Origin of the sequence: Methanosphaera sp. ISO3-F5, from assembly GCF_034480035.2 — an archaeon.
Classification (GTDB): Archaea; Methanobacteriota; Methanobacteria; order Methanobacteriales; family Methanobacteriaceae; genus Methanosphaera.
In genome coordinates this window covers 2,378,865-2,403,045 of record NZ_CP118753.2, presented here as the reverse complement: position 1 = coordinate 2,403,045, position 24,181 = coordinate 2,378,865, and the positions used below count along the sequence as shown (strand labels likewise).

8 protein-coding genes are annotated in these 24,181 nt (G+C 33.6%); 5 read left to right on the top strand and 3 right to left on the bottom strand.

Features of this window, described 5'->3' with window-relative positions:
- Positions 1 to 223: 223 nt before the first annotated feature.
- Both glyA and PXD04_RS22140 read left to right on the top strand, forming a co-directional pair.
- On the top strand, positions 224 to 1,492 hold the full coding sequence (gene glyA / locus PXD04_RS22145) for a serine hydroxymethyltransferase (protein ID WP_323736968.1): 1,269 nt from the start codon (positions 224 to 226) through the stop codon (positions 1,490 to 1,492).
- Positions 1,493 to 1,563: 71 nt separating this feature from the next.
- Positions 1,564 to 3,696 carry a phage holin family protein gene (locus PXD04_RS22140; RefSeq protein WP_323736967.1) on the top strand — a complete coding sequence of 711 codons (2,133 nt, stop codon included), beginning with the start codon at positions 1,564 to 1,566 and terminating at the stop codon, positions 3,694 to 3,696.
- Here PXD04_RS22140 and PXD04_RS22135 read toward each other — a convergent pair.
- From PXD04_RS22135 to PXD04_RS22125, 3 genes are read right to left on the bottom strand one after another with little or no spacing between them, the layout of a single operon-like run.
- A complete protein-coding gene (locus PXD04_RS22135; RefSeq protein WP_323736966.1) occupies positions 3,693 to 4,394 on the bottom strand; it encodes a flavoprotein in 702 nt (233 codons plus the stop codon). The two genes, PXD04_RS22140 and PXD04_RS22135, sit on opposite strands and share 4 nt — an antisense overlap.
- Before the next feature lie 2 nt (positions 4,395 to 4,396).
- The gene (locus tag PXD04_RS22130; RefSeq protein WP_323736965.1) at positions 4,397 to 5,233 is read right to left on the bottom strand and encodes a metallophosphoesterase; all 837 of its coding nucleotides are present in this window, start codon (positions 5,231 to 5,233) and stop codon (positions 4,397 to 4,399) included.
- A complete protein-coding gene (locus PXD04_RS22125; RefSeq protein WP_323736964.1) occupies positions 5,214 to 5,594 on the bottom strand; it encodes a DUF192 domain-containing protein in 381 nt (126 codons plus the stop codon). The genes PXD04_RS22130 and PXD04_RS22125 overlap by 20 nt, the downstream gene beginning before the upstream one ends.
- Before the next feature lie 256 nt (positions 5,595 to 5,850).
- Between PXD04_RS22125 and PXD04_RS22120 the strand changes: the two genes are divergently transcribed.
- From PXD04_RS22120 to PXD04_RS22110, 3 genes are all read left to right on the top strand, one after another.
- On the top strand, positions 5,851 to 7,074 hold the full coding sequence (locus PXD04_RS22120; protein WP_323736963.1) for a methionine adenosyltransferase: 1,224 nt from the start codon (positions 5,851 to 5,853) through the stop codon (positions 7,072 to 7,074).
- A 421-nt stretch (positions 7,075 to 7,495) separates the two neighbouring features.
- Entirely contained in the window at positions 7,496 to 7,666 is a 171-nt protein-coding gene (locus PXD04_RS22115; RefSeq protein ID WP_323736962.1) for a hypothetical protein, read from the top strand.
- Between the two features lie 238 nt (positions 7,667 to 7,904).
- On the top strand, positions 7,905 to 24,131 hold the full coding sequence (locus tag PXD04_RS22110; RefSeq protein ID WP_323737408.1) for an Ig-like domain repeat protein: 16,227 nt from the start codon (positions 7,905 to 7,907) through the stop codon (positions 24,129 to 24,131).
- Positions 24,132 to 24,181 lie beyond the last annotated feature (50 nt).

Below are 24,181 nucleotides of genomic sequence, written 5' to 3'. Positions count from 1 at the left end.
TAAATAAACTCCACAAATCAAATACTGTTTTTAAATATTTCCTAATTACACTACCACATAAATAACAAATATTCTAACTATTTCCTCCTAAACATAAACTAATTATACTTTAAAAAATAAACATAATATCAAATATATTAATGGATTATCCATTACTGCATTTTTAACTTTAATATTAATAAGAAAATTAATATGCGAAATCTTTTTTGGAGGAATAAAATTAATGTCTAACTTAGAACAAGCACAAAAAATTAAAGAATTAACCAAAACTCATCATAAATGGATGAAAAATAGTTTAAACTTAATCGCTAGTGAAAACATTACTAGTAGAGCTGTAAGAGAAGCAATAGCATCTGACCTTTCACACAGATATGCAGAAGGATTACCAGGCGAAAGATTATACGAAGGATGCGACTACATAGACGAAATCGAACAAATAACAATCGATTTATCAAAAAAATTGTTCGGATGTGACCATGCAAACGTACAACCAACAAGTGGAGTAGTAGCAAACCTAGCATGTTTCTTCGCAATCGCAAAACCAGGCGACACATTAATGAGTATTAACGTACCTGAAGGAGGACACATAAGTCATGCAGGCGTAAGTGCAGCAGGTATAAGAGGACTTAAAACCTCATCAGTACCAATGGATACAGAATTAATGAACGTAGACATGGATAAATTAGCAGCAAAAATCAGAGACAAAGAACCAAAAGGAATAGTTCTTGGTGGTAGTTTATTCTTATTCCCACAACCAGTTAAAGAAGCAGTTGAAGTAGCTCAAGAAGTAGGAGCAAGAGTTATCTATGACGGAGCTCACGTATTAGGTTTAATTGCAGGTAAACAATTCCAAGACCCAGTAGCAGATGGAGCAGACATGGTAACAGGAAGTACACATAAAACATTCCCTGGACCACAGGGAGGAATCATCCTCTGTAAAGAAGATTTACATAAAAAAATAGATAACTGTGTATTCCCTGGAGTAGTAAGTAACCACCACTTACACCACATGGCAGGACTAGGTATTGCTACAGCAGAAATGTTAGAATTTGGTCAAGACTATGCTAAACAAACAATAAGCAACGCTAAAGCACTAGCTCAAAGCTTATACGAATTAGGATTCAATGTATTATGTGAAGATCAAGGATTCACAGAATCACACCAAGTAGCAATGGATGTAGCAAACCTTGGTGATGTATCTAAAATGGCAAAAACATTACAATACAACAACATAATCCTAAACAAAAACTTACTCCCATGGGATGACGTAAATAACAGTGATAACCCATCAGGTATCAGAATGGGAACACAAGAATTAACACACCGTGGACTTAAAGAAGATGACATGAAACAAGTAGCAGAATTCATCAAACAAGTAGTGATGGATGAAAAAGATGTTACAGAAGATGTCACAGAATTTATGAGCAACTTCACAACAGTACACTACGCATTCGATGAAGGTTGTGAAGGATACGATTACATTGAATTTTAAACAGAGAATTTTTTCTCTCATTTAACCACCCCCCTTTTACTTAAATTAATTGCTCTGGAGGTCTTTTTAAAATGTATGATTTTTTTAGAGAGAATTTTACCAGAATAATTAAAACATTAATATTCCTATTTTTAGAAGTGCTAATATTCTTTATAATAACCCAAACTATTGGCGGAATAAACTTACCTGATTTTACAACAGCATTAATAGTGATTTCATTATTATCAATAATAAATGCTGTATTATGGCCAGTATTGTCATATATTTCGTTAAAGTTTATAGTTTTCACTTTAGGTTTTGGAACTTTCCTACTGGATGGAATTATACTTTATGTGATAAGTATAATATTTCCTGCCTTTTCAATTGAAGGAATTTCACTATTTTCAATACCATTATTGTTAGGCCTTATAAACTCTATAATTTCCTTAATAATGGATATTGATGAGGACTCTACATATTACAGGTATGTGTTACGAAGACAAATTCAGCCAAATAAAAATATTGACAAGGAAGGTTTCATATTCCTGGAAATTGATGGATTGGCATATGATGTATTGATTGAAGCATTAAATAATGGTAGTATGCCTTACTTGAAAAGATTTCTTGATGATGGTAGTCATAAGCTTACAAAATGGCAAACTGATCTTTCAAGTCAGACAAGTTCTTCACAGGCAGGAATATTGCATGGAAATAATTCTAACATACCTGCTTTTCGTTGGGTTGAAAAAGAAAATGATAACAAGATAGTTTCTTCAAATACTTTGTCTGATGCAATCAGTATTGAAAGAAGAATATCTGATGGTGATGGTTTATTGTCAAACGTGGGGGCTAGTCGAAGTAACCTGTTTTCGGGTGATGCTGAGGACTGTCTGTTAACCTATAGTAAATTAACCAAGCTATCTGATTTTTATACTAAAACATGGTATTACCTGTATTCTTCACCTTATATTATTACAAGGATACTGGTATTGTTTATGGCGGATATGTTTCTTGAATTGTTATCACGAGTAGAACATACTGTTAGGGATATTCGGCCTAGGATTAAGAGAGGATTCTATTATTTTGTTTCAAGAAGTGGTGCAAATATTGTTATGAGGGAGGCTACAACATACACTCTGATAGGTGATGTGTATGCTGGCCGGTTTAATACTATGTATGCTACTTATATGGGTTATGATGAAATTGCTCATCATTCAGGAATTAGGGATAAGGATTCTTTTCATGCTCTAAGACAGGTTGATACTCAGATTAAACGTGTACATAGGGCTGTGCTTGATTCAAAGCGTAAATATAATATTATTGTTTTATCTGATCATGGACAATCTAATGGACCTACATTTAAACAAAAGTATGGTGTATCACTAAATGATCTTGTAAGTTCTTATTTGCCTGATAATATTACAATTCACAGTATTCTTTATTCAAACCAGGATCACTTCGGAGAAAACTTCACTATACGTCCTATTGCAAGAGAAAATAGGGAAAAGTTACAAGAAAAGATTAGTCATGCTAGGGAGATATTTGGCAATGCAAAGGAGAATGCATCTAATAAGAAAATTGTTAAGGAAATAAAAGAAAAAAGGGATTATATTAAAGAAAAGGATCCTATTCTTGACAGATTACAGAAATTATCTGATAAGTATGATATAGGCGTAGACCTTGTGAGTGAAGAGTTGGTGAAGGATGAAACTCCTCAGACAATAGTATTGGCATCAGGTAATCTTGGCCTCATATACTTTACTGACTGGCCTGGTAGGTTAACCTATGAACAGATGGAGGATGCTTTTCCGGGATTAATAAATGGTCTTGCTAATCATGAGGGTATAGGATTTGTAATGGTAAAATCGGAGATACTTGGTACTATGGTCCTATCAGATAATGATGTGTATTATTTGGATGATGATAAAATTGTTGGAAGTAATTTTCTGGAAAAGTATGGTGAACATGTAGTGGATCATCTTAAAAGAACAGATAATTTTGACCATGTTCCGGATATATTGGTTAATAGTGAATATGATTCATCTAATGGTGAAGTATACGCTTTTGAGGAGCTTATTGGTAGTCATGGAGGTATTGGTGGAACTCAACAGGAACCATTTATTCTTTATCCATCATGGTGGGTGTTGGATGAGGAGATTGTTGGTGCAGAAAATGTGCATAAATTCTTTAAAAAAGAGTTATTGAAATGTTGGGATGATGATTAGTTCAACACATCTTCCTCTAATATATCTTCTGGATGGAATATTGTTTTTATATTTTCGATTTCTTCAAGTTTGGCAGTGTTTTCTGCATCAATTTTTCTGATATATAATTCTATTTCTTTGTCTGTTATTAGGGCATTATGTGGACATTTATTTCTGCATTTCATACAGTTTATGCATTGTATGGTGTTTATGTTTGGGGGGTTGATTGCTTTTTTGGGGCATATGTTTCCGGGTTTGCATTCTTCACATTTTTGGCATGCATCTTTTTTAATGTATGGTGGTATCTTTGTTGTGATGATTCCTTCTTTTTGGTCTACGGGTACGATTAGTAGTGGTATTCTGCCTTTTCCTGATTGTGCAACTATATTTGTTACAAGTGTGTCTGCTATTGCATGAACTATTTTTGCTGTTGTGTTTGCTGTTGTGGGGCTTACAATGATTAGGTCATATTTTTCATGGGTAATTTTTCCACTCAGCGGGTATGAATATTTTTCATCCTCATCACATACTATCATGTTTTCTGGTTTTTTGTCCCTGATTTCTTCAAGTTTGGTCATGTAACCATATTTTTTAACTACTTCTAATCCTGCATTTGATAGGGCTATTGTTATTTCATGTTTTTGTGATAGTTCGTCTATTACATGTATACTTTCTTTTAGTAAGTGTCCGGCACCTGTTATTGCCCACAGTATCTTCATATTTATTCTACCTTTAGTTTTATTTCGGTTATTTCTGGGGGACAGTTTATTCTAAACCAGAACATGTTTGTACCTATTCCACTATTTGTGTATTGGATCATGTCATCAACTTCATAACTTCCCTTAGGATATTTTATAAAGTTTTTTCCTCTGACGGGTGTTCTTATGTATGGAATTGAGAACTGGCCTCCATGGCTATGTCCTGACAGTTGGAGTATGAATGGTTCTAGTTTGCATGTTGTGTCTGCAAAGTCTGGTTCATGTACTAGCATGATTGCTGGGGAGTCATAGTCAAGTTTTTCTTCTATTTTGCCTATGTTATCTTTTCCTACTGTTACACAGTCTATTCCGGCAATTTGTAGTTTTTTGTTGTTTCGTTCAATGATATGTATCTCATTTTCTAAGTTGATTATGTTGCTGTCTTTTAGCATTTGTTTGATGGCTTCGGGGTTTGTCCAGTAGTCATGGTTTCCCAGTACTGATATGATATCGTCTTTTGCTTCTAATTTTTTAAGACATTCTTCTAGGTCTTGTATGTATTCTTCTGCTTTGTATGATACGTAGTCTCCGGTTATTACTATTGTGTCTGGTTTTAGGTCGTTAATTAGTTTTACTACGCCGTCAAGTTTTTCTTTTGTAATCCATTGGCCGATGTGGATGTCTGTTATGTGTACTATTTTATAATCGTTGAATATTGGGTCTAGTTTGTCGCTTGTTATTGTGAGTGGTACTATTTTGAATAATTTTTTTTTGAAATTACCTTTATGTAATTTTTTTCTGGTTTTGTTCATGGCAGTTTGTATCATTCCTTTTGGTTTATCAATTTTTCTGTCTTTCATGGGTTATCACTACCTTGTCATTAATTTTTATGTTATGTTTGTTAATACTTTTTTCAGGTAATTCAATAATGTGTTTTATATTTCCTTTTTTGGGTATATATAATTGCCAGGGTTTTAATGTTGTTAGTTCATGTATTTTCATTTGATTGTTTATATATAGTATATCTATTGGAACTTTCATAAAACTTGTATGGATGCTGTTGTAATACTTTGATTGATGTTTTTGTTTGAATATTAATCCATTAAATTTGTTTTTTCCCATTAATCCTAGTAATCTTTTGGTGAAGGTATCTGCACAAGAAATGTTTCCAATCTTTGATTTTTGTTCATTTTTATTGTTATATATTTTAATTATATACATAATATTCTAATATAATTATAAACTTTATAATATTTATATATTTTTAATCAAAAATTTTTAAATTATACTGAAAAATTAATAAATAACTATTAAATATTTGATAAACATATATATAACCAGTATAATTTTTTAATAATCAAAAAAAATAATATGAGATGTCATAACAAAAACCAAAAAACATCAAAACTCATATAAAAAACTAGTTATAACTATAATTCGATTATCAAAAACAAATAAATAAATATTAGGTGTACACATGAGAAATATAAAAATCGAAAAAGCAATACAAAGACCAGTAGAACTAAACGAAATAGAAATAGTAGAAAGAAAAGGAATAGGTCACCCAGACAGTATAAGTGACGGAATAGCAGAAGCAGTAAGCAGAGTACTATCTCAAACATACAAAGAAAAAGTAGGACACGTACTACACCACAACACAGACGAAGTACAAATCACAGCAGGAGAATCCGACCCAAAATTCGGTGGCGGACAAATCATAAAACCAATAGAAATACTACTAACAGGAAGAGCAGCAAACCAATTCACACTACCAAACGGAGAAACACACAAAGTAGGAGTAGACACAATAGCAATAGAAGCAGCAAAAGAATTCCTACAAGACACAATCATAAACCTAGACGTAGAATACGGAACAGTAGTAGAATGTAAAATAGGAGAAGGAAGCGCAGACCTAAGAGATGTATTCCAAAGACCAAACGAAATACCATCATCCAACGACACATCATTCGGAGTAGGATTCGCACCATTCAGCGAAACAGAAAACCTAGTACTCAAAACAGAAGAACTACTAAACAGCAAATCATTCAAAAAACAACACCCATTCGTAGGAGAAGACATAAAAGTAATGGGACTAAGAGAAAGAGACGACATCACACTCACAATCGCAGCAGCATTCGTATCCAAATACGTAGATGACAGAGACGCATACCTCAGCGGAAAAGAAGAACTCATCGACATAGTAAAAGACCTAGCAGCAAAAACCACAGACCTCAACGTAGAAACACTCATAAACACAGCAGATGACGAAACCAAAAAAGACGAATCAGGATACTACCTAACAGTAACAGGAACAAGCGCAGAAATGGGAGACGACGGATCAGTAGGAAGAGGAAACAGAGCAAACGGACTCATCACACCAAACAGGCCAATGAGTATGGAAGCAACCAGTGGAAAAAACCCAATCAACCACGTGGGAAAAATATACAACCTCCTATCCAATGAAATCACAAGAGAAGTAGTAAGTGACGTGGAAGGTGTAAAAAACATCGACATGATAATACTCAGCCAAATCGGAAAACCAATCGACCAGCCAAGAACAGCAACAGCACACATCACAACAGAAGAAGGATACAGCATAGACGATGTGGAAGAAGATGTAACAAAAATCATTGACAAATGGTTGGGAAACATCACAGACATCAAAGACTTCATGCTCGAAGGAAAACTCAGAACATTCTAATAATGGATTCAAATCCATTACTCTTATTCTTTTTAATTGCATATAGTTTGAAATGCTGCTTTTTTTATTAACAGATTTATTTTAAAATAATTCTTATTATGTAAGGAAATTTGATAATATTTTCCAATTCTCTTAAGATACTTAAAATTATTGATTTTTCAATAAGTTTTTTCATGTTTATTTTAAACATTGTTCAGAAAAAAATTATATAACATTGTTAATTTATAAAAATTTAAATACACTATATATACACCAATACACTAAAAAAAAACAAAAAACAACAAATAACAACACACAAACCAAACACACCAAACATTAAACAAAATATAAAAAAACAATAACAAGCCATGCAACATATAATTTGATAATTAACCAAATTATAAATACTTAACAAAACAAATATACAAGACAAGGGTAATTTTTGTCCAAAAATGGAGGTATAAGTCACGTTAAACAAGAAAATAATTTTCTTAACATGTGTCATAATACTGTTGTTATGCAGCCTAACAGCAACCACAGCAACAAACCAGAACGACAACACAAACCAAACAGACACAACCATAACAACACAAACAACACATGCAACAAATAACGTACAAACAAACAAAAACGAAAATAAAAAAATCAATAGTGACTTAGATACTAGTAAATCAGTCACTACAAATAGAATAGGCGAAAAAAATACTAGTCAGACATCCAATACAACAACGACAAACAACAAAACAACTACAAACAACAACACAAACGCCAAAACAATACAAAAAAACACAAACACCAAAACACTAAAACAAGCCCAGTCAGTATATAACATACATACCTGGAATGATTTCATGAACAATTTAAGAACAGCCACTGAAAATTCTACGTTCATATTTGAAACTAAAACATATGAAATCACTTATGAACAGCTAACTTGGAGGCAAGAAGTTGCTTTAAGAAATCTTACAATTATAGGTAACGGTGCTATAATTGATGGTAAAAATAAGAATAGGTTTTTACATGTTGGTGGAAACAGAGATACTGGTATTTTCTTTACATTAAATGTTACAAATTTAACTTTTCAAAATTGTTATCCTTCTAATAATAACGTAATGGGAGGAGTTATATATGGAATTCATAAACCAACCGTTTATATCTCCAATTGTACATTTATAAATTCATCGGCTAACCAAGGAGGAGCAATACTGATTCATAGGGGTGATTTAACAATCATTGATTCAGTATTTATAAATTCTACAGCAGCTAGTGACGGTGGAGCTATTAGGGTAGGAACTGACTATGCAAACCTCACAATAGATAATGTTACTTTCATAGATTCCAAAAGTCCTAAGGGAGCAGCAATTGTTTATGATGCACAGGGTAATGTAAAAATTACCAATACTAACTTCATCAATGGTACCTCACTAAATAATAATGGAATGGATAGTGCTATTTATATGGCTCAAGGTGAAAGTTTATATCTAGAAAATAACACTTTCATCAACAACACTGCAGCAAACGAAGGAGCAATATACATTTATAATACAAATTATGGTCAAATAAGGACAATAATTAACAACACATTCAGTAACAACAATGCTACAAGTGGAGCAGCAATAGCAGTTAACAGAGCTCTAGATTTAATCATAGAAAACAACACTTTTGTTAATAACTCAGCAACAAGTGGTGGAGCTATACTTATCAAAGCTGGTGTTGAAGGTCGTTTAACTGGAAACAAATACGAAAATAACACTGCAAATAATGGTGGAGCATTAGCTGTTGGTGTAAATGCTGGCATCCAATTGAATAATGAAACATTCAACAACAACAGTGCTGTGAATGGTGCTGCAGTTTATTCAGAAGGTACAATAACATCAATTAATAGCGGCTACTATAATTTAAGTGCTACCAATGGTGGTGCATTATTCCTTACAGGAGCTGATTCTAATTTCGTAGGATCTGATGATATTTATGAAAATAACACTGCAGAAAATGGTGGTGTGGTTTACCTTACAAATAGGGCAGAATTAATATCGGGTAGGGGTGTATTCAGAAATAACAATGCTACCCTAGGTGGAGTATTCTACATAGAAAACAATGGTAAATTTGACACAAATTATGACCATTCATATAATAACACGGCTACTCGTGGTGGAGTATTCTATGTAAACCAGACAAATAGGGCAATTGAATCAGAAGGATCAAATTATACAGACAACAAAGCACTAGAATATGGTGGAGTATTATATGTTGAAGCAGGTATGGTTGATACAGAAGATGAAATCTACCTAAACAACACCGCACAGATTGGTGGAGCAATCTACAACCTAAATGGTACTATAGAGAGTATTAACAATAAGTTAATTAACAATACTGCAACATTATATGGTGGTGCCACATTCAACTCTGAAAATGGTACAATCATAAAAAGATCAGGTACTAATATTAATAACACAGCACCTATAGGGGGTGCAATATACAATAATGGTACTTTAACTGCAAGGGACAGTACTTTTGAAGAAAATAATGCTACAATTGGTGGAGTAGTATTCAATAATGGTATGATTACATCAGAAGGCAATATTTTCAAAAATAATAATGCAACCAGTGCTGGTGTATTATATAACAATGCAACAGTATCAGCCAATTCCAACACTTTCATAGCAAACAGTGCTACAAATGGTGGAGCATTAATAGATAATGGTACCTTTAGTGGAAGAGGAAACAATTACTACAACAATACTGCTTTGGAGAATGGTGGTGCAATATACGCCTGTTCCGATAGGAACATAGTTATTCAACAAATAGAAGTTGATGGAAATACTGCAGGCCAAAATGGTGGAGCAATATTTACCGAAGAAAATGTTGTAATAACTTCATCACGTGATGTAAAATACGTGAATAACAGTGCAATTCTTGGAGGAGCAGTATACTTGGGTAATCAGAGTAATATTACCACAAGTGCTGACGAGTTCATAAATAACAATGCAAGTATGGGTGGTGCAATATATGCACAAGCAAACAATACTGTAACAGTTAAAACAAGTACAACATTTGATTCAAACAAGGCAACACTTGGTGGAGCAATATACCTGAATGATACAGTAGTTCTTAATTCTACAAACGGTATCTATAAAAATGGTAATGCTACAAATGGTAGTGCAATATATGCACAAAAAGGCAGCCAGTTAATCACTAATGGAAACCAGTTCATTAAAAATAATGCAGATAATGGTGCATTATATATTGATGAAGGAGTAACAGTATCCTTATCCAGTGGTCAATACACTAACAACACTGCAAGTAAAGGGGCTGCTATTTATACTAAATCAGACTTAAATACTTCAACAGTAACTTTCACACAAAACAATGCTACACAGGGTGGAGCAATATATCTTGATGAAGTAATATATAACTCACAACATGATACTTTCTCATCAAATAAAGCAACACAGGGTGGAGCAATATATGTGTCAAACGATTCCAAGGCAAATATTTCATCATCAATGTTTAACCAAAACAATGCTACAGAGGGTGGAGTATTATATCTTGATGGAAATGCTGAAGTAAACACTACTGGCAGTACATATGGACATAACCGGGCATCAAATGATGGTGGAGTGATGTATGTGACTCAGGGAGCAACAGTAAATGTTCTTGGAAGTGACACATACACTGATAACACTGCAAACTATGGTGGGGTATTCTATAACAGGGGAAACATTAATTCCACTGGTAACATATATACTAAGGATACAGCAACCGCTAGTGGTGGAGTGTTATACAATGTTGCAGATGCAAACTTCACAGCAAATAATGATGAATTCACATTAAACAATGCACCTGACGGGGCAGTTCTTGAAAATCGTGGTAATGTAACCATAACTGAATCAACAATCGATTCAAACATTGGAACAAAATCAGTTATACTAAATCTAGGAGTTTTAACACTAACTGATAATACAGTATCAAATAATAAAGTAACAAGTCCAACAGGATATGTTATACTTAACAGTGTTGTTTCTGCAACAATTGTTAATAACTTATTTGATTCAAACACTGATCTTACAAGAGACATGCTTCTAGGTGAGGTTCAACCACAAAGTATCACAGGAAACACTTATATTGACAATTATCTTAATGATACAATAGATATTCCTGTTTTAATAGATGTGCCACTTGAGGTACTGGAATATTTTGTTAATGTTACTGTTAATTTAAGAAACATTTATAATGACACAGTAAGAAATGGTACAGTCTACTTATACGATGAAGAGTTCAATCGTATTGGTGAAGGACGAGTTATTGATGGTAATGCTAGTGTAAGAATATACAGACCTTCAATTAAAAAATCATTAACTAATGCAACAGCCGTTTATCAATCATTAAGTCATCATTATCAGGACATGAATGTTAAAACTGAGGTACATATGGGTAAACCAACAAGAATTGTTATTTCACCTATAAATCAGACATATGTTGATGACAAAATAAATGTCACAGTTTCATTATATGAAATCGAGAATAACACTCTGCTAAAGAATGCAAACATAACAGTTTACATCAATGGTACAAAATACACTAGAAACACTGGTGAAAATGGATACGTAGTTATACAAAATATCAGTTTCCCTATTTATGGTAATTATCCAATGAATGCATCATTTGAAGGTAACAGTTCTCATGTTAACTCTAATACCACAGGGACAATAGAAATAATAAAAATCCCAACTCACATGGTATTAACACTACCAAACAATGTCTCACATCCTGATGATGAAGGATACATAAATGTAACCTTGTATGATTCAAGAAACAACAGTACACTCAGAGTATTCAACATAACATTAAATGTAACAAACAAAACAGGAATTGTAAAAGTACCAGATGAAAACGGTAATATCACCTACTTATTCAAAGCTTATGAAAATGGGCATATACAAGTAGTAGCATCAGTGCATGAATCAAGTGATCAATATGCAATACCTGCAGAAGTAAGTGGACAACTCTTTATTGAAAGATATCCTACACACTTCCACAGTAATACTACTGCTTTACCTTCTGGTGGTGGGGATGTAAATATTACATTCACATTATATGACATAGATCATAATTTAATTAAAAATAAGACTATTAACATAACCACAATTAAAAATGGTACGGTAATAGAGTCTATTGTTGTTAAAACTGATGACCTAGCATCTTATACTGTTAATGTCACCATAAATACAAATGATAATGTGACTATAACAGCATACTGTCTTGAAGATTACAAGTACAGAAACTCTTCATTACCTGTTCATCTATTATTAGGTAAAAATACTACTTGGGTTGCAGTAAGTCCTAATAACACATATGTTAACAGGACAAGTGTTGTACGAATTAACCTTGAAGAAAACGGAAACACTCCATTAACTGGAAAGGTTAATTTAACAGTAGGGGAACATGAACCTCTAGAACTAAATGTTATCAATGGAGAAGTATACTATGAGATTCCTTGGACATGGCCTGAACGAACTACTGTACAGGTATCAGTAAGTTATGCAGGTGATGAACATCATGCAGCCTCATCGGCTACGGCAACATTCACAGTATTCCGTGCTGCAACAGTTACAAGTATAGCTGTAACAGAAAACCTTGATACAAAAACAGTTATTGTAGGAAACGTAACAAGTGAAGGTTATCCGTCAATAAACATTGGAAATGTGACATTAACTGCAGAATATACTAATTTTACCACAGGTCTTCGTGAAAGAATAGAACTGGGTAATGTAACAGTAGTTAATGGTAAATATGAACTTGTTACAGATAAGTTAGAAGTTCTTGAAGCAGATTATGGTAGATACAATATTCGAGCACTATATAATACTAATAATGTATTCTATGAAAGTCAAGCAGAAACCGGAACAATAAGAATCACTTCCTTCAAAAACACAACAGTAACAATATCAACTATTGAAAGAACAACAGTTGGAACAGAAGAAAGCATATTATTCTCTTTATCTGATGAAAAAGGAGAACAATTAGCAAATAAAACATTAATAATCACAATAAATGGAACAGATTACACAGAATCTAATCTAACAACAGACAGTAACGGTACGGTAAGATTATTTGTATCCTTCGATAAGGTTGCATTAAACAATATAACCGTAAAATTTGATGGGGATGATTATTATAACTCATCAAGTAATACTCATCAAATAACAGTAAAACAAAGAACAATTACAACAATAACAGTACCATCACCAATACATGTTTATGATAATGTAACAATTAACATAACTTTAAAGGATATTGATGGAAACCCATTAGCTAACGAATCAATAATAGCTAATGACCATGAACATCAAGACACATTCATCACTGATGAAAACGGTACAATAAGCATACCAGTATTTTACACAACATATGGAACAAAAAATGTTACCGCTGAATTCAAAGGATCATTATTCTACTTAAACTCATATACTAAGGACATAATACAAGTACTAAGATTAGATTCAATGCTAAATGTTACATCTGAAACTCCTGTTTTAGTAGGAAACGTAACTCAACTAGGAGGATACCTTGTATTACATAACGGTACTCCAATAGTTAATGCAACAGTACAAATGTATATAAACAATGCAGCCGAAGCAATCAACCTACGAACCAATGAAGAAGGTTACTACTATTATAACTACACTACTAGTGTTTTAGGAAGAAATGATGTAAGGGTTGTATTTGAAACAAATAATGTATACTGGGGTAGTCATGATACTGCAACATTTATTGTAAAACCATATGTCACTGATATTTCAGTAAGTGCTGACAGACTAATCAAAGTCGGTGACACAACCACTATAACTGGAATACTCGAGGATGAATTTGGAAACAAACTAGGAAACAAAATAGTTAACCTAACAATAAATGGAGTAGTAGTAGCTCATGATACTACAGACTATGATGGTAGTTACGAATTTAATTTCACTCAAGCAAAAGATGGAATTTACAACATTACAGTAAATTTCACTGGTGACAACAAATATCTGAAATCATTTGACACCTATCAAATAAAAGTGGAAAAAGTCATCACACACATTAACATCACAGGAATATCTCCAGTTAACTATGGAGATAAAATACTTGTAAAGGGAATACTATTTGATGAATATGGTAATGTATTAGATCGTCAAATCATCACAGTATACATGAACGGAATTGAAAAATTAAATACCAGTACACGTGGATTAGGTGATGTGAACTATACCGTTACTGCTAATGAAGTAGGATTACAGAACATCACATTCAGATTCAATGGTACAGACAAGTACTACTCATCAAATAACACTTACCAAGTAAATGTCATAAAAATATACACACACTTCGATCAACTCGAAGCAACAAATGTGGAACTTGGACAAAACACTACAGTAATAGGTTACTTGATAGATGAATCAAGACGTGGACTAGCTAACACAGAATTTAATGTAACATTAAACGGTAACGAATCCACAACAAAAACTGTTAAAACAGATAATCGTGGACGTTTCAGTTTCGAATACAATTCAACACAACTTGGATTAAACAACATAACACTCAGTTATGCAGGAAACTATTCACAAGAACCAGTGGATGACTATGTGACATTCACAGTGGATAAACTTGATGTGTTCATCACAACTAATGTAACAAGTGTTAAAGCAGGTAATGCTACAATACTTGTAAATGTAACTGATGAAAACGGTGACCCAATTCCAGAAGGAACAGTACTTGTTTATTATGATGAAGATGGTGAACCAATAGGTAATGGTACAGTTGGAGAAAATGGTACAGTGGAAATAAGTGTTCCACTAGAACCTGGAGTACAGGACATCATAATAGTCTACAATGGAACAGAAGAATTATACAAATCTTCAAGAACCGTTGTAACACTTGAAGTTCCATTATACAACTTAAACATCACAATAAATGACATAAACGATACAAAAGTCAGAAACTCCACAAACATAACAGGATTCCTCTACTATGAAGATGCAGAACATAATCCTATCATTGGAGAAAATTTGACAATATATGTTGATGGAATAGCAATAGCTAATGTAACCACTGGTGAAGATGGTAACTATTCCTGTCAATACAATGCAACAACCTCTGGATTCAAAGAAGTGCTCGTAGTCTTTGCAGGAAACAGTACACATTCCAGAATAGAAGCAACAGGAAACTTCACAGTTAACAAGATCATCTCAAACATTAATATTACAAACATAGAAAACATAACCGTTGACTATCCTGTAATAATTAATGGAACACTCGTTGATGAATTTGACATCATAATTCCAAACGCACCAGTAACCATAGAAATTAATGGTGTAAACTATACAAACACTACTGATGATAATGGAAACTATTACATTGAATACACAACAAGTGTTGTAGGCGAAAATAATATTACAGTATACTATGCTGGAAACAACACATTTAACAGTACAGCTAACAGTACCACGTTTAATGTAACAGCACATCCAACAAATATAACTGCAAATATTACAAACCCACGCCCAGGAAACAATCTCATAACTATCAACGTTACTGATGAAAAGAATAATAATGTAACCACAGGAAAAGTCACTATCAAAGAAGGTGACAAAGAACTTGGTAATGGAATCATTATTAACGGAGAATTAGTAACAGCAATAGTACTAAACCCTGGAGAACACGCACTAAACATAACATATGAAGGAATAACCAAGTACTCAGCTAACAGTACAATATACACAGTAACAATACCTAAAATTAACACTACAATTATTCCTGAAGCAGTTAGTGCTGTTAAAATTAATGATACTATCATAGTTAATGGTACTCTTGTGGATCAATTCAATAATCCTGTAGGTCCTGCAACTGTGAATATTAGTATTAATGGAATAAATGCAACAGTTCCTGTTGATGTTGATGGTAAGTTTACTTACACTAACACTACAAACATTACTGGTATAAATAATGTAACAATCGTTTATGATGGTAACGATACCTATAATGGTAGCAGTGTTTCATTTAATTTCACTGTAAGTCCAATATTTACACAAATAACTGCTAATGCTACAAGTCCTATAGTAATCAATAATACTACCACGATTACTGGTGTGTTAAAAGATGAAAAAGGTAATAGTATTAGTGGTGCAAGTGTTGAAGTTTGGATAAATGGAGAACTAAATGATACCGTGACTACTGATAGTGAAGGTAATTATACTTTAAGTGTTGTGACTGATACTCTAGGACTAAATAATGTAACAGTTATCTACAAAGGTAATGATACTTACACACCTGTTAACACAACAACCAATTACTATGTTGATAAGATGTTCACAGCAGTGAATGTAACAACTATTAGTCCAATAAAAGTAGGAACTAACACTACTATTAGTGGTCGTCTCGTTGATGGCAGAGGAAACCCTATCAAAGATGCAGTGGTAAACATCACAGTTGAAGGTGATGATACTAAGTATACTGCTACAACAGACAATGATGGTTACTACACACTAAATGTTACTGGTACAACAGTTGGAGACTACAAAGTCAAAGTATTCTACAATGGAACAGATGTATACATTGAATCCAATAATACAGGTAAATTCATAGTAGAAGAACACAGTAGTAATGTAGCAATTAACGTATCTGATATTGTGAATGGTAAAGTTAACATAACAGTTAATGTTACTGATGAGAGTGGTAATGCAATTCCTGGTGGATTTGTAAACATCACAGATGAAAACGGTACTGTAATTGGTAATGGAACCATTGACGAAAACGGTAACCTAACAACAAATATTACACTACCACCTGGACCACATAACATCACAATTTCATACAACGGTACAACAAACAGCACACCATACAATACAACAATAGTACTGAATGTACCAAAATATGGAATTAACCTCACACTTGAAGATATTAACAACACAATAGTACGTAACACAACTAACATTACAGGTACATTAAAAGATACTGATGGTAACAACTTAGACAATGTTATCGTATCAATATATGTTAACAACAAGTTTGTAACAAATGCAACAGTAACTGATGGAACATATAATTATGAATACAATGCAACAACCACAGTTCTAAACACTGTACGGGTAGTATACGAAGGAAATGCAACCTACGAAGCAGTAGAAGTTAACAAAACCTTCGAAGCAAGACAATTAACAGCAAATGCAACAATCACAGAAATTGAAAACATCACAATAGGAAACACTACCAACATAAACGGTACAGTAACCGATGAATTCAATAACATAGTAGCAGATGCTGAAATTATCCTAACAGTAAACGGTAGAAATTACACAACTACAACAAACAGTACTGGAGGATACAACATCACACTCACAGCACACGTTGTAGGAGAAAACAACATAACCGTAACATTCGAAGGAAACAATACAATAAGTGCATTTACAAACACATCAACTTTCAACGTAACAAGAATTAAAACAACCACAACTGCGGAAGTAATCACCACAGTTGCTGGTATAAGTTTAATCACAGTAAATGTTACAGACGAATTTGGACAGAACGTAACAGACGGTCCAATAACAGTAACAGATGGAACAGTAACCATAGCAACTGGTAAAATAGTTAATGGTACAGCAATAATATCCGTACCAACAGAGGCTGGAAAAGAATACACATTCACAGTCAAATACGATGGAACAGATATTTACGAAAACTCAACAACAACCACAACCAAAAACATACCAAAACTTAACACTACAATTATTCCAGGAGCAGTTAATGCTGTTAAAATTAATGATACTATCATAGTTAATGGTACTCTTGTGGATCAATTCAATAATCCTGTAGGTCCTGCAACTGTGAATATTAGTATTAATGGAATAAATGCAACAGTTCCTGTTGATGTTGATGGTAAGTTTACTTACACTAACACTACAAACATTACTGGTATAAATAATGTAACAATCGTTTATGATGGTAACGATACCTATAATGGTAGCAGTGTTTCATTTAATTTCACTGTAAGTCCAATATTTACACAAATAACTGCTAATGCTACAAGTCCTATAGTAATCAATAATACTACCACGATTACTGGTGTGTTAAAAGATGAAAAAGGTAATAGTATTAGTGGTGCAAGTGTTGAAGTTTGGATAAATGGAGAACTAAATGATACCGTGACTACTGATAGTGAAGGTAATTATACTTTAAGTGTTGTGACTGATACTCTAGGACTTAACAATGTAACTGTTGTTTATAGTGGAAACAGTACTTACACAGCAGTAAATACTACAACATATTACTATGTTGATAAGATGTTCACTGCAGTGAATGTAACAACTGTCAGTCCTGTTAAAGTGGGCAGTAATACAACAATTAGTGGTCGTCTCGTTGATGGCAGAGGAAACGGTATAACTGATGCTGTGATAAACATTACAGTCGGAGATAGTGATAAGTACAATGCTACAACAGACAATGATGGTTACTACACACTAAACGTTACTGGTACAACAGTAGGAGACTACAAAGTCAAAGTATTCTACAATGGAAGCGAAGTATACATTGAATCCAATAATACAGGTAAATTCATAGTAGAAGAACACAGCACAAATGTAGAAGTTAACGTTAGTGACATCGAAAATGGTAAAGTAAATATTACAGTTAATGTTACCGATGAAGGTGGTAATGCAATTCCTGGCGGATTTGTAAACATCACAGATGAAAACGGTAACGTAATAGGAAATGGAACCATTGACGAAAACGGTAACCTAACAACAAATATTACACTACCACCTGGACCACATAACATTACAATAGTATACAATGGTACAACTAACAGCACATCATATAATAAAACAATCAGATTAGATGTTCCAAAATATGATGCAAAATTATCATTAGAAGACATCAACAATACAATTGTACACAACAGTACAAATATCACAGGATTACTTGTAGATGAAAACAATAATCCAATCACTAATGCTAACATAACAATAACCGTTGACGGATTAGAAATAGCTAAAGTAATTACTGGTGAAGATGGTAACTACAGTGTAACATATAATGCTACAACAGTTGGTGAAAAACAGGTAATTGTTAACTTTGCTGGTGATGATACATACGCTCCATTAAGTGTAAACAAAACATTCAATGTAGGTCCTGTTCATACTAACATCACAGTATCAGATATTGATAACATTACTATTGGTGGTGTTGTGAACATTAACGGTACTCTTGTAGATGAACTCGGATTTAACATGAGCAATGTTGAAGTAATCATAACAGTAAATGGTAAAAACTATACTGCTACTACTGATGAGTATGGTAATTACAGTTACAATTACACAACAGGTACTGCTGGCGTAAATAATGTTACCGTGACCTTTATTGGTGACAATAACATTATTGGAACAGTTAACAGTACTAGTTTCAATGTAACACGTATTAACACTACTACAAGGGCTAATATATCCAGTCCTCGTGTTGGTGCTAATATTATTGAAGTAAATGTTACCGAGACAATCAGTGGATTAAATGTGACCTATGGTCCTGTTGAAGTAAGAAATGATGAAGGTGAAGTAATAACTATTGGTCAAGTAATCAACGGAACAGCATACATACCAGTATCTGATCTGGAAGCTGGCCGAGAATACAACTTCACAATAGTATACAACCAGACAAGCGTATACGAAGAATCATCATACAAATTCAACATAACAATACCAGAACACATACTCAGTGTAATACCAGATGCTACCGTTCCAACAAAACTTGGAACAGAAACAGAAATAACTGGTACAATTGTAAACGAAAACAACGAACCACTAGCAAACACACAAATTAACATAACAGTTAATGGTGAAACAAAACCGGTTACAACAGATGAAAACGGAAAATACGAACTTCCATACACAACAAACACCACAGGCATCAACAACGTAACAGTATCCTACACTGGAGAAGGATACGAACCACTCGAATACAAGTACAACTTCACAGTAGACAAGTTATTCAGTGTAATAAATGTTACAGCCGATACTCCTATAGTTGTAGGAAATAACACTACTATTAGTGGTCGTCTTGTTGATGAAACTGGTGAAGCTATCAGCGATGTAAACGTAACTATAACAGTCAATGGTGTAAACGTATATAACGCAACAACCGAGGAAGGTTATTACAGTTATAATGTAACTGGTAGTGTTGTTGGTCTTAACAATGTAACTGTAGAGTTTGCTGGTAATGATAATTACACTGCAGTAAACAGAACAACTAACTTCATAGTTGATAAGATGTTCACAGGATTAACTGTAAGTACAATTAGTCCAATTAAGGTAGGAAGTAACACTACAATTAACGGTACACTCGTTGATGGCAGAGGAAACCCTATCAAAGATGCAGTGATAAACATCACAGTTGAAGGTGATGATACTAAGTACACCGCTACAACAGATAGTAACGGTTTCTACACACTAAATGTTACTGGTACAACAGTTGGAGACTACAAAGTTAAAGTATTCTACAATGGAACAGATGTATACATTGAATCCAATAATACAGGTAAATTCATAGTAGAAGAACACAGCAGTCATGTGGAAGTTAACGTTAGTGACATCGAAAATGGTAAAGTAAATATTACAGTTAATGTTACCGATGAAGGTGGTAATGCAATTCCTGGCGGATTTGTAAACATCACAGATGAAAACGGTACTGTAATAGGTAATGGAACCATTGACGAAAACGGTAACCTAACAACAAATATTACACTACCACCTGGACCACATAACATTACAATAGTATACAATGGTACAACTAACAGCACATCATTTAATAAAACAATAATATTAGACGTTCCTAAGTATGATGCAAAATTATCATTAGAAACTGTGAATGATACTATTGTACACAACAGTACAAATATCACAGGATTACTTGTCGATGAAAACAATAATCCAATCACTAATGCTAACATAACTATAACCGTAAACGGTATAGAAATAGCAAAAGTAAAAACAGGAGATAAGGGTAATTACAGTGTAACATATAATCCTATCACTACAGGTGATAAATTAGTAGTGGTTAACTTTGCAGGTGATGAAACATATGCACCATTAACTATGAACACAACATTCAACGTAAAACCAGTCCATACTAACATCACAGTTCCAACATTAACTAGTGTCACAACAGGTGATATAGTAAAAATAAACGGAACTTTAACTGATGAATTTGGATTAAAAGTAAGTGATGTTGATGTAATAATCACAGTAAACGGTAAAAACTACACAACAACCACTGATGAAAACGGAGAATACTCATATAACTACTTAACCGGATTAACCGGAGTAAACAATGTAACCGTAACATTTATTGGAGACAATAACCTAATCGGAACAAGTAACAAAACAACATTCAACGTATCTAAGGAAGAAACAAATGTTGTTGCAGAAATTACTCCAAAACCTGGAACAAGCTTAGTAGATGTAAAAGTAACTGATAGTGAAGGTAAACCAGTAACTGAAGGAACCGTTGAAATTAAAGATGGTGATAAAGTTATTGGTACCGGCAGAGTCATAAATGGTACAGTTACAATATCAGTACCAACAGAAGCTGGTAAAACATACAACTTGGATGTTGTTTATGATGGAACAACCGTTTATGGAAATTCATCAAGCAAAATCGAAGAAACACAAATACCTAAACATAACATTACAGTTATTCCTGATCCTATTAAACCAGTAGTAATCGGAGAAACATTCAATGTCAGTGGTAAAGTAGTTGATGAAAACAATAGACCAATAGCAAATACTGAAATTAATGTAACAGTAAATGGTGAAACCGTACCGGTAAAAACTGATGAAAACGGAACATATTCATACTCATATCCTACAAATTCAACTGGAACCAACAATATAACAGTTTCATTTGAAGATGAAGTACATAAAGTTGAATACAAGTACAACTTCACAGTAAGTCCATTAATAACTACTATAACATTTGAAACACCAAGTACCATTAAACTAGGATTACCATCCACAATCAATGGTATATTAGTGGATCAATATGGAAAAGCAGTTCCAAACGCAAAAGTAACTGTTAAAGTAGGAGATAAAACATTAAATGCTACAACAGATAAGAATGGTAAATATTCAGTAACAACAACACCTACAAAAGTTGGAATTAATAATATAATAGTAAGTTATGCTGGTAACGAAACGTACAGGGCAACAGACAATACTGGAGTATTATTAGTTGATAAACTTGACACAATATTAACATTAAATGTATCAAGTCCGGCAAAAGTAGGAAACGTTAACATTACTGGAACTTTGCTGGATGAAAACAATAAACCAGTAAGTAACAAGCCAATCAAAGTAACAGTTAATGGAAAAGAATATAACACCACAACTAACAGTAAAGGTGTTTATGTATTGAACAATCCAACAACAACTGCCGGCGTAAACAATGTCACAGTAACATATGCAGGTGATGGTGAACACTACCTGATTAATAATGCTAAGAAGTTTAATGTAGACACTGTTGATGTTGTCGTTGATGTTGCAATGCCAAAAGTTGATGCAGGTAACAGTAACATAGTTGCAAACATCACAGATGAAAATGGTAAACCTGTATCTACAGGAACAGTAACAATAACCACTCCTGACGGCAAAACTATTAAAGCTCCTGTCAAAGATGGAAAAGTTAACGTAACAGTTCCAACAACTCCTGGTACACAAACTTATAAAGTAAAATATGATGGCGACAATTACACACCAAGCACAAAATCATTCACGGTAGACGTGCCTAAAGTAAATACAACCATCACAACCAATAAGTTAACACCAGCAAAAGTTGATGATACAACAACAGTCACAGGAACCTTAAAAGATTCCAATGGCAAACCAATACCAAACGCAGAAGTTACTGTAAAATATGCAAACACTACCAAAGTAGTAAAAACCGACAGTAACGGTAAATACACTGCAGCAATACCAGACGTAAGAGCAGGAACAAACCCAGTAACTGTAACATACTCTGGAAACGATACTTACAACAAAGTATTGCTCAATACAACACAAGTAGTCAGCAAATACAACACAAAAGTAAAAGTTGACGAAATAAGTGGAATTGTTGGAGAAAAGATTACCCTAACTGCACATGTAACCGATACAAACGGTAAAAACATAACTGGAGGAAACCTAGTATTCAAACTAAATGGTAAAACATTAAGAGAAGACTACAGGTTCGACAGCAAAGCAGCACCACTTAAATTCAAAGTAGTGAATGGTAAAGTAACCGTGACACTCACAGCAGATCTTTACCTACGCAACGTTAAAAACCTCACAGCATCATACAGTGGTAGTTATAAATACGAGGCAAGCACGTCAAGTGTGGTAACTGCACAAATACAAAAACGCAGAGCTACACTAACTGTGACAACCGTTCCAACACTAGGAAAACAAGATAATAACATTATCTTCAAAGCATACCTAAAAGATGTTACCCACAACGCTAAGAATAAAACAAGCCTATCAACAGATGGAACAGTGATATTCAAAGTAAACGGTAACACAATCAAGGATGAAAGCGGTTCACAAATACATGTAGATGTAATAAACAATGTTGCAACATACACTTACTACGTAGAACCTGGAACAGCTAGCGTCTACAAAAATGGAAGTATCAGACACTACAGCCTAGAAGCAGTATATGATAACCCATCATTCTACCCAGACACTAGAAACAAAACAGTATTCCACGTAGATAAAAGTGATGTAACAATTAACTTTGTAAAAACAACCGTAAAAGGAACAAAGTTAAGCGTAAAAGCAACAATGACAGACTACAAAGGTAATAATCTGGTTGGAAACAGTACAATAGCCATAAAAATTAATGGAAGAACTTACCAGGAAAATGGTAAAGCCAAATACTTCAACATAGTAAATGGTAAAGTTAATTTAAGTGGATTAAAATTGTCCCCTGGCGAAAAAGTTCATTCAGTAATGATAGTTACTGGTGAAAGACAATCATATCATGCAGCTAGGGAAACAACAACTGATATTACAACAAGTTAAATGCTAAAACACATAAAATCCAAATAATTAAGAGGTAATCCTTAGAGAAA

Coding starts and splice junctions, on each gene's coding strand:
- PXD04_RS22140 (WP_323736967.1), top strand. CDS start 1,564: ATGTATGATTTTTTTAGAGAGAATTTTACCAGAATAATTAAAACATTA.
- PXD04_RS22110 (WP_323737408.1), top strand. CDS start 7,905: ATGAACAATTTAAGAACAGCCACTGAAAATTCTACGTTCATATTTGAA.
- PXD04_RS22120 (WP_323736963.1), top strand. CDS start 5,851: ATGAGAAATATAAAAATCGAAAAAGCAATACAAAGACCAGTAGAACTA.
- PXD04_RS22135 (WP_323736966.1), bottom strand. CDS start 4,394: ATGAAGATACTGTGGGCAATAACAGGTGCCGGACACTTACTAAAAGAA.
- glyA (WP_323736968.1), top strand. CDS start 224: ATGTCTAACTTAGAACAAGCACAAAAAATTAAAGAATTAACCAAAACT.
- PXD04_RS22130 (WP_323736965.1), bottom strand. CDS start 5,233: ATGAAAGACAGAAAAATTGATAAACCAAAAGGAATGATACAAACTGCC.
- PXD04_RS22125 (WP_323736964.1), bottom strand. CDS start 5,594: ATGTATATAATTAAAATATATAACAATAAAAATGAACAAAAATCAAAG.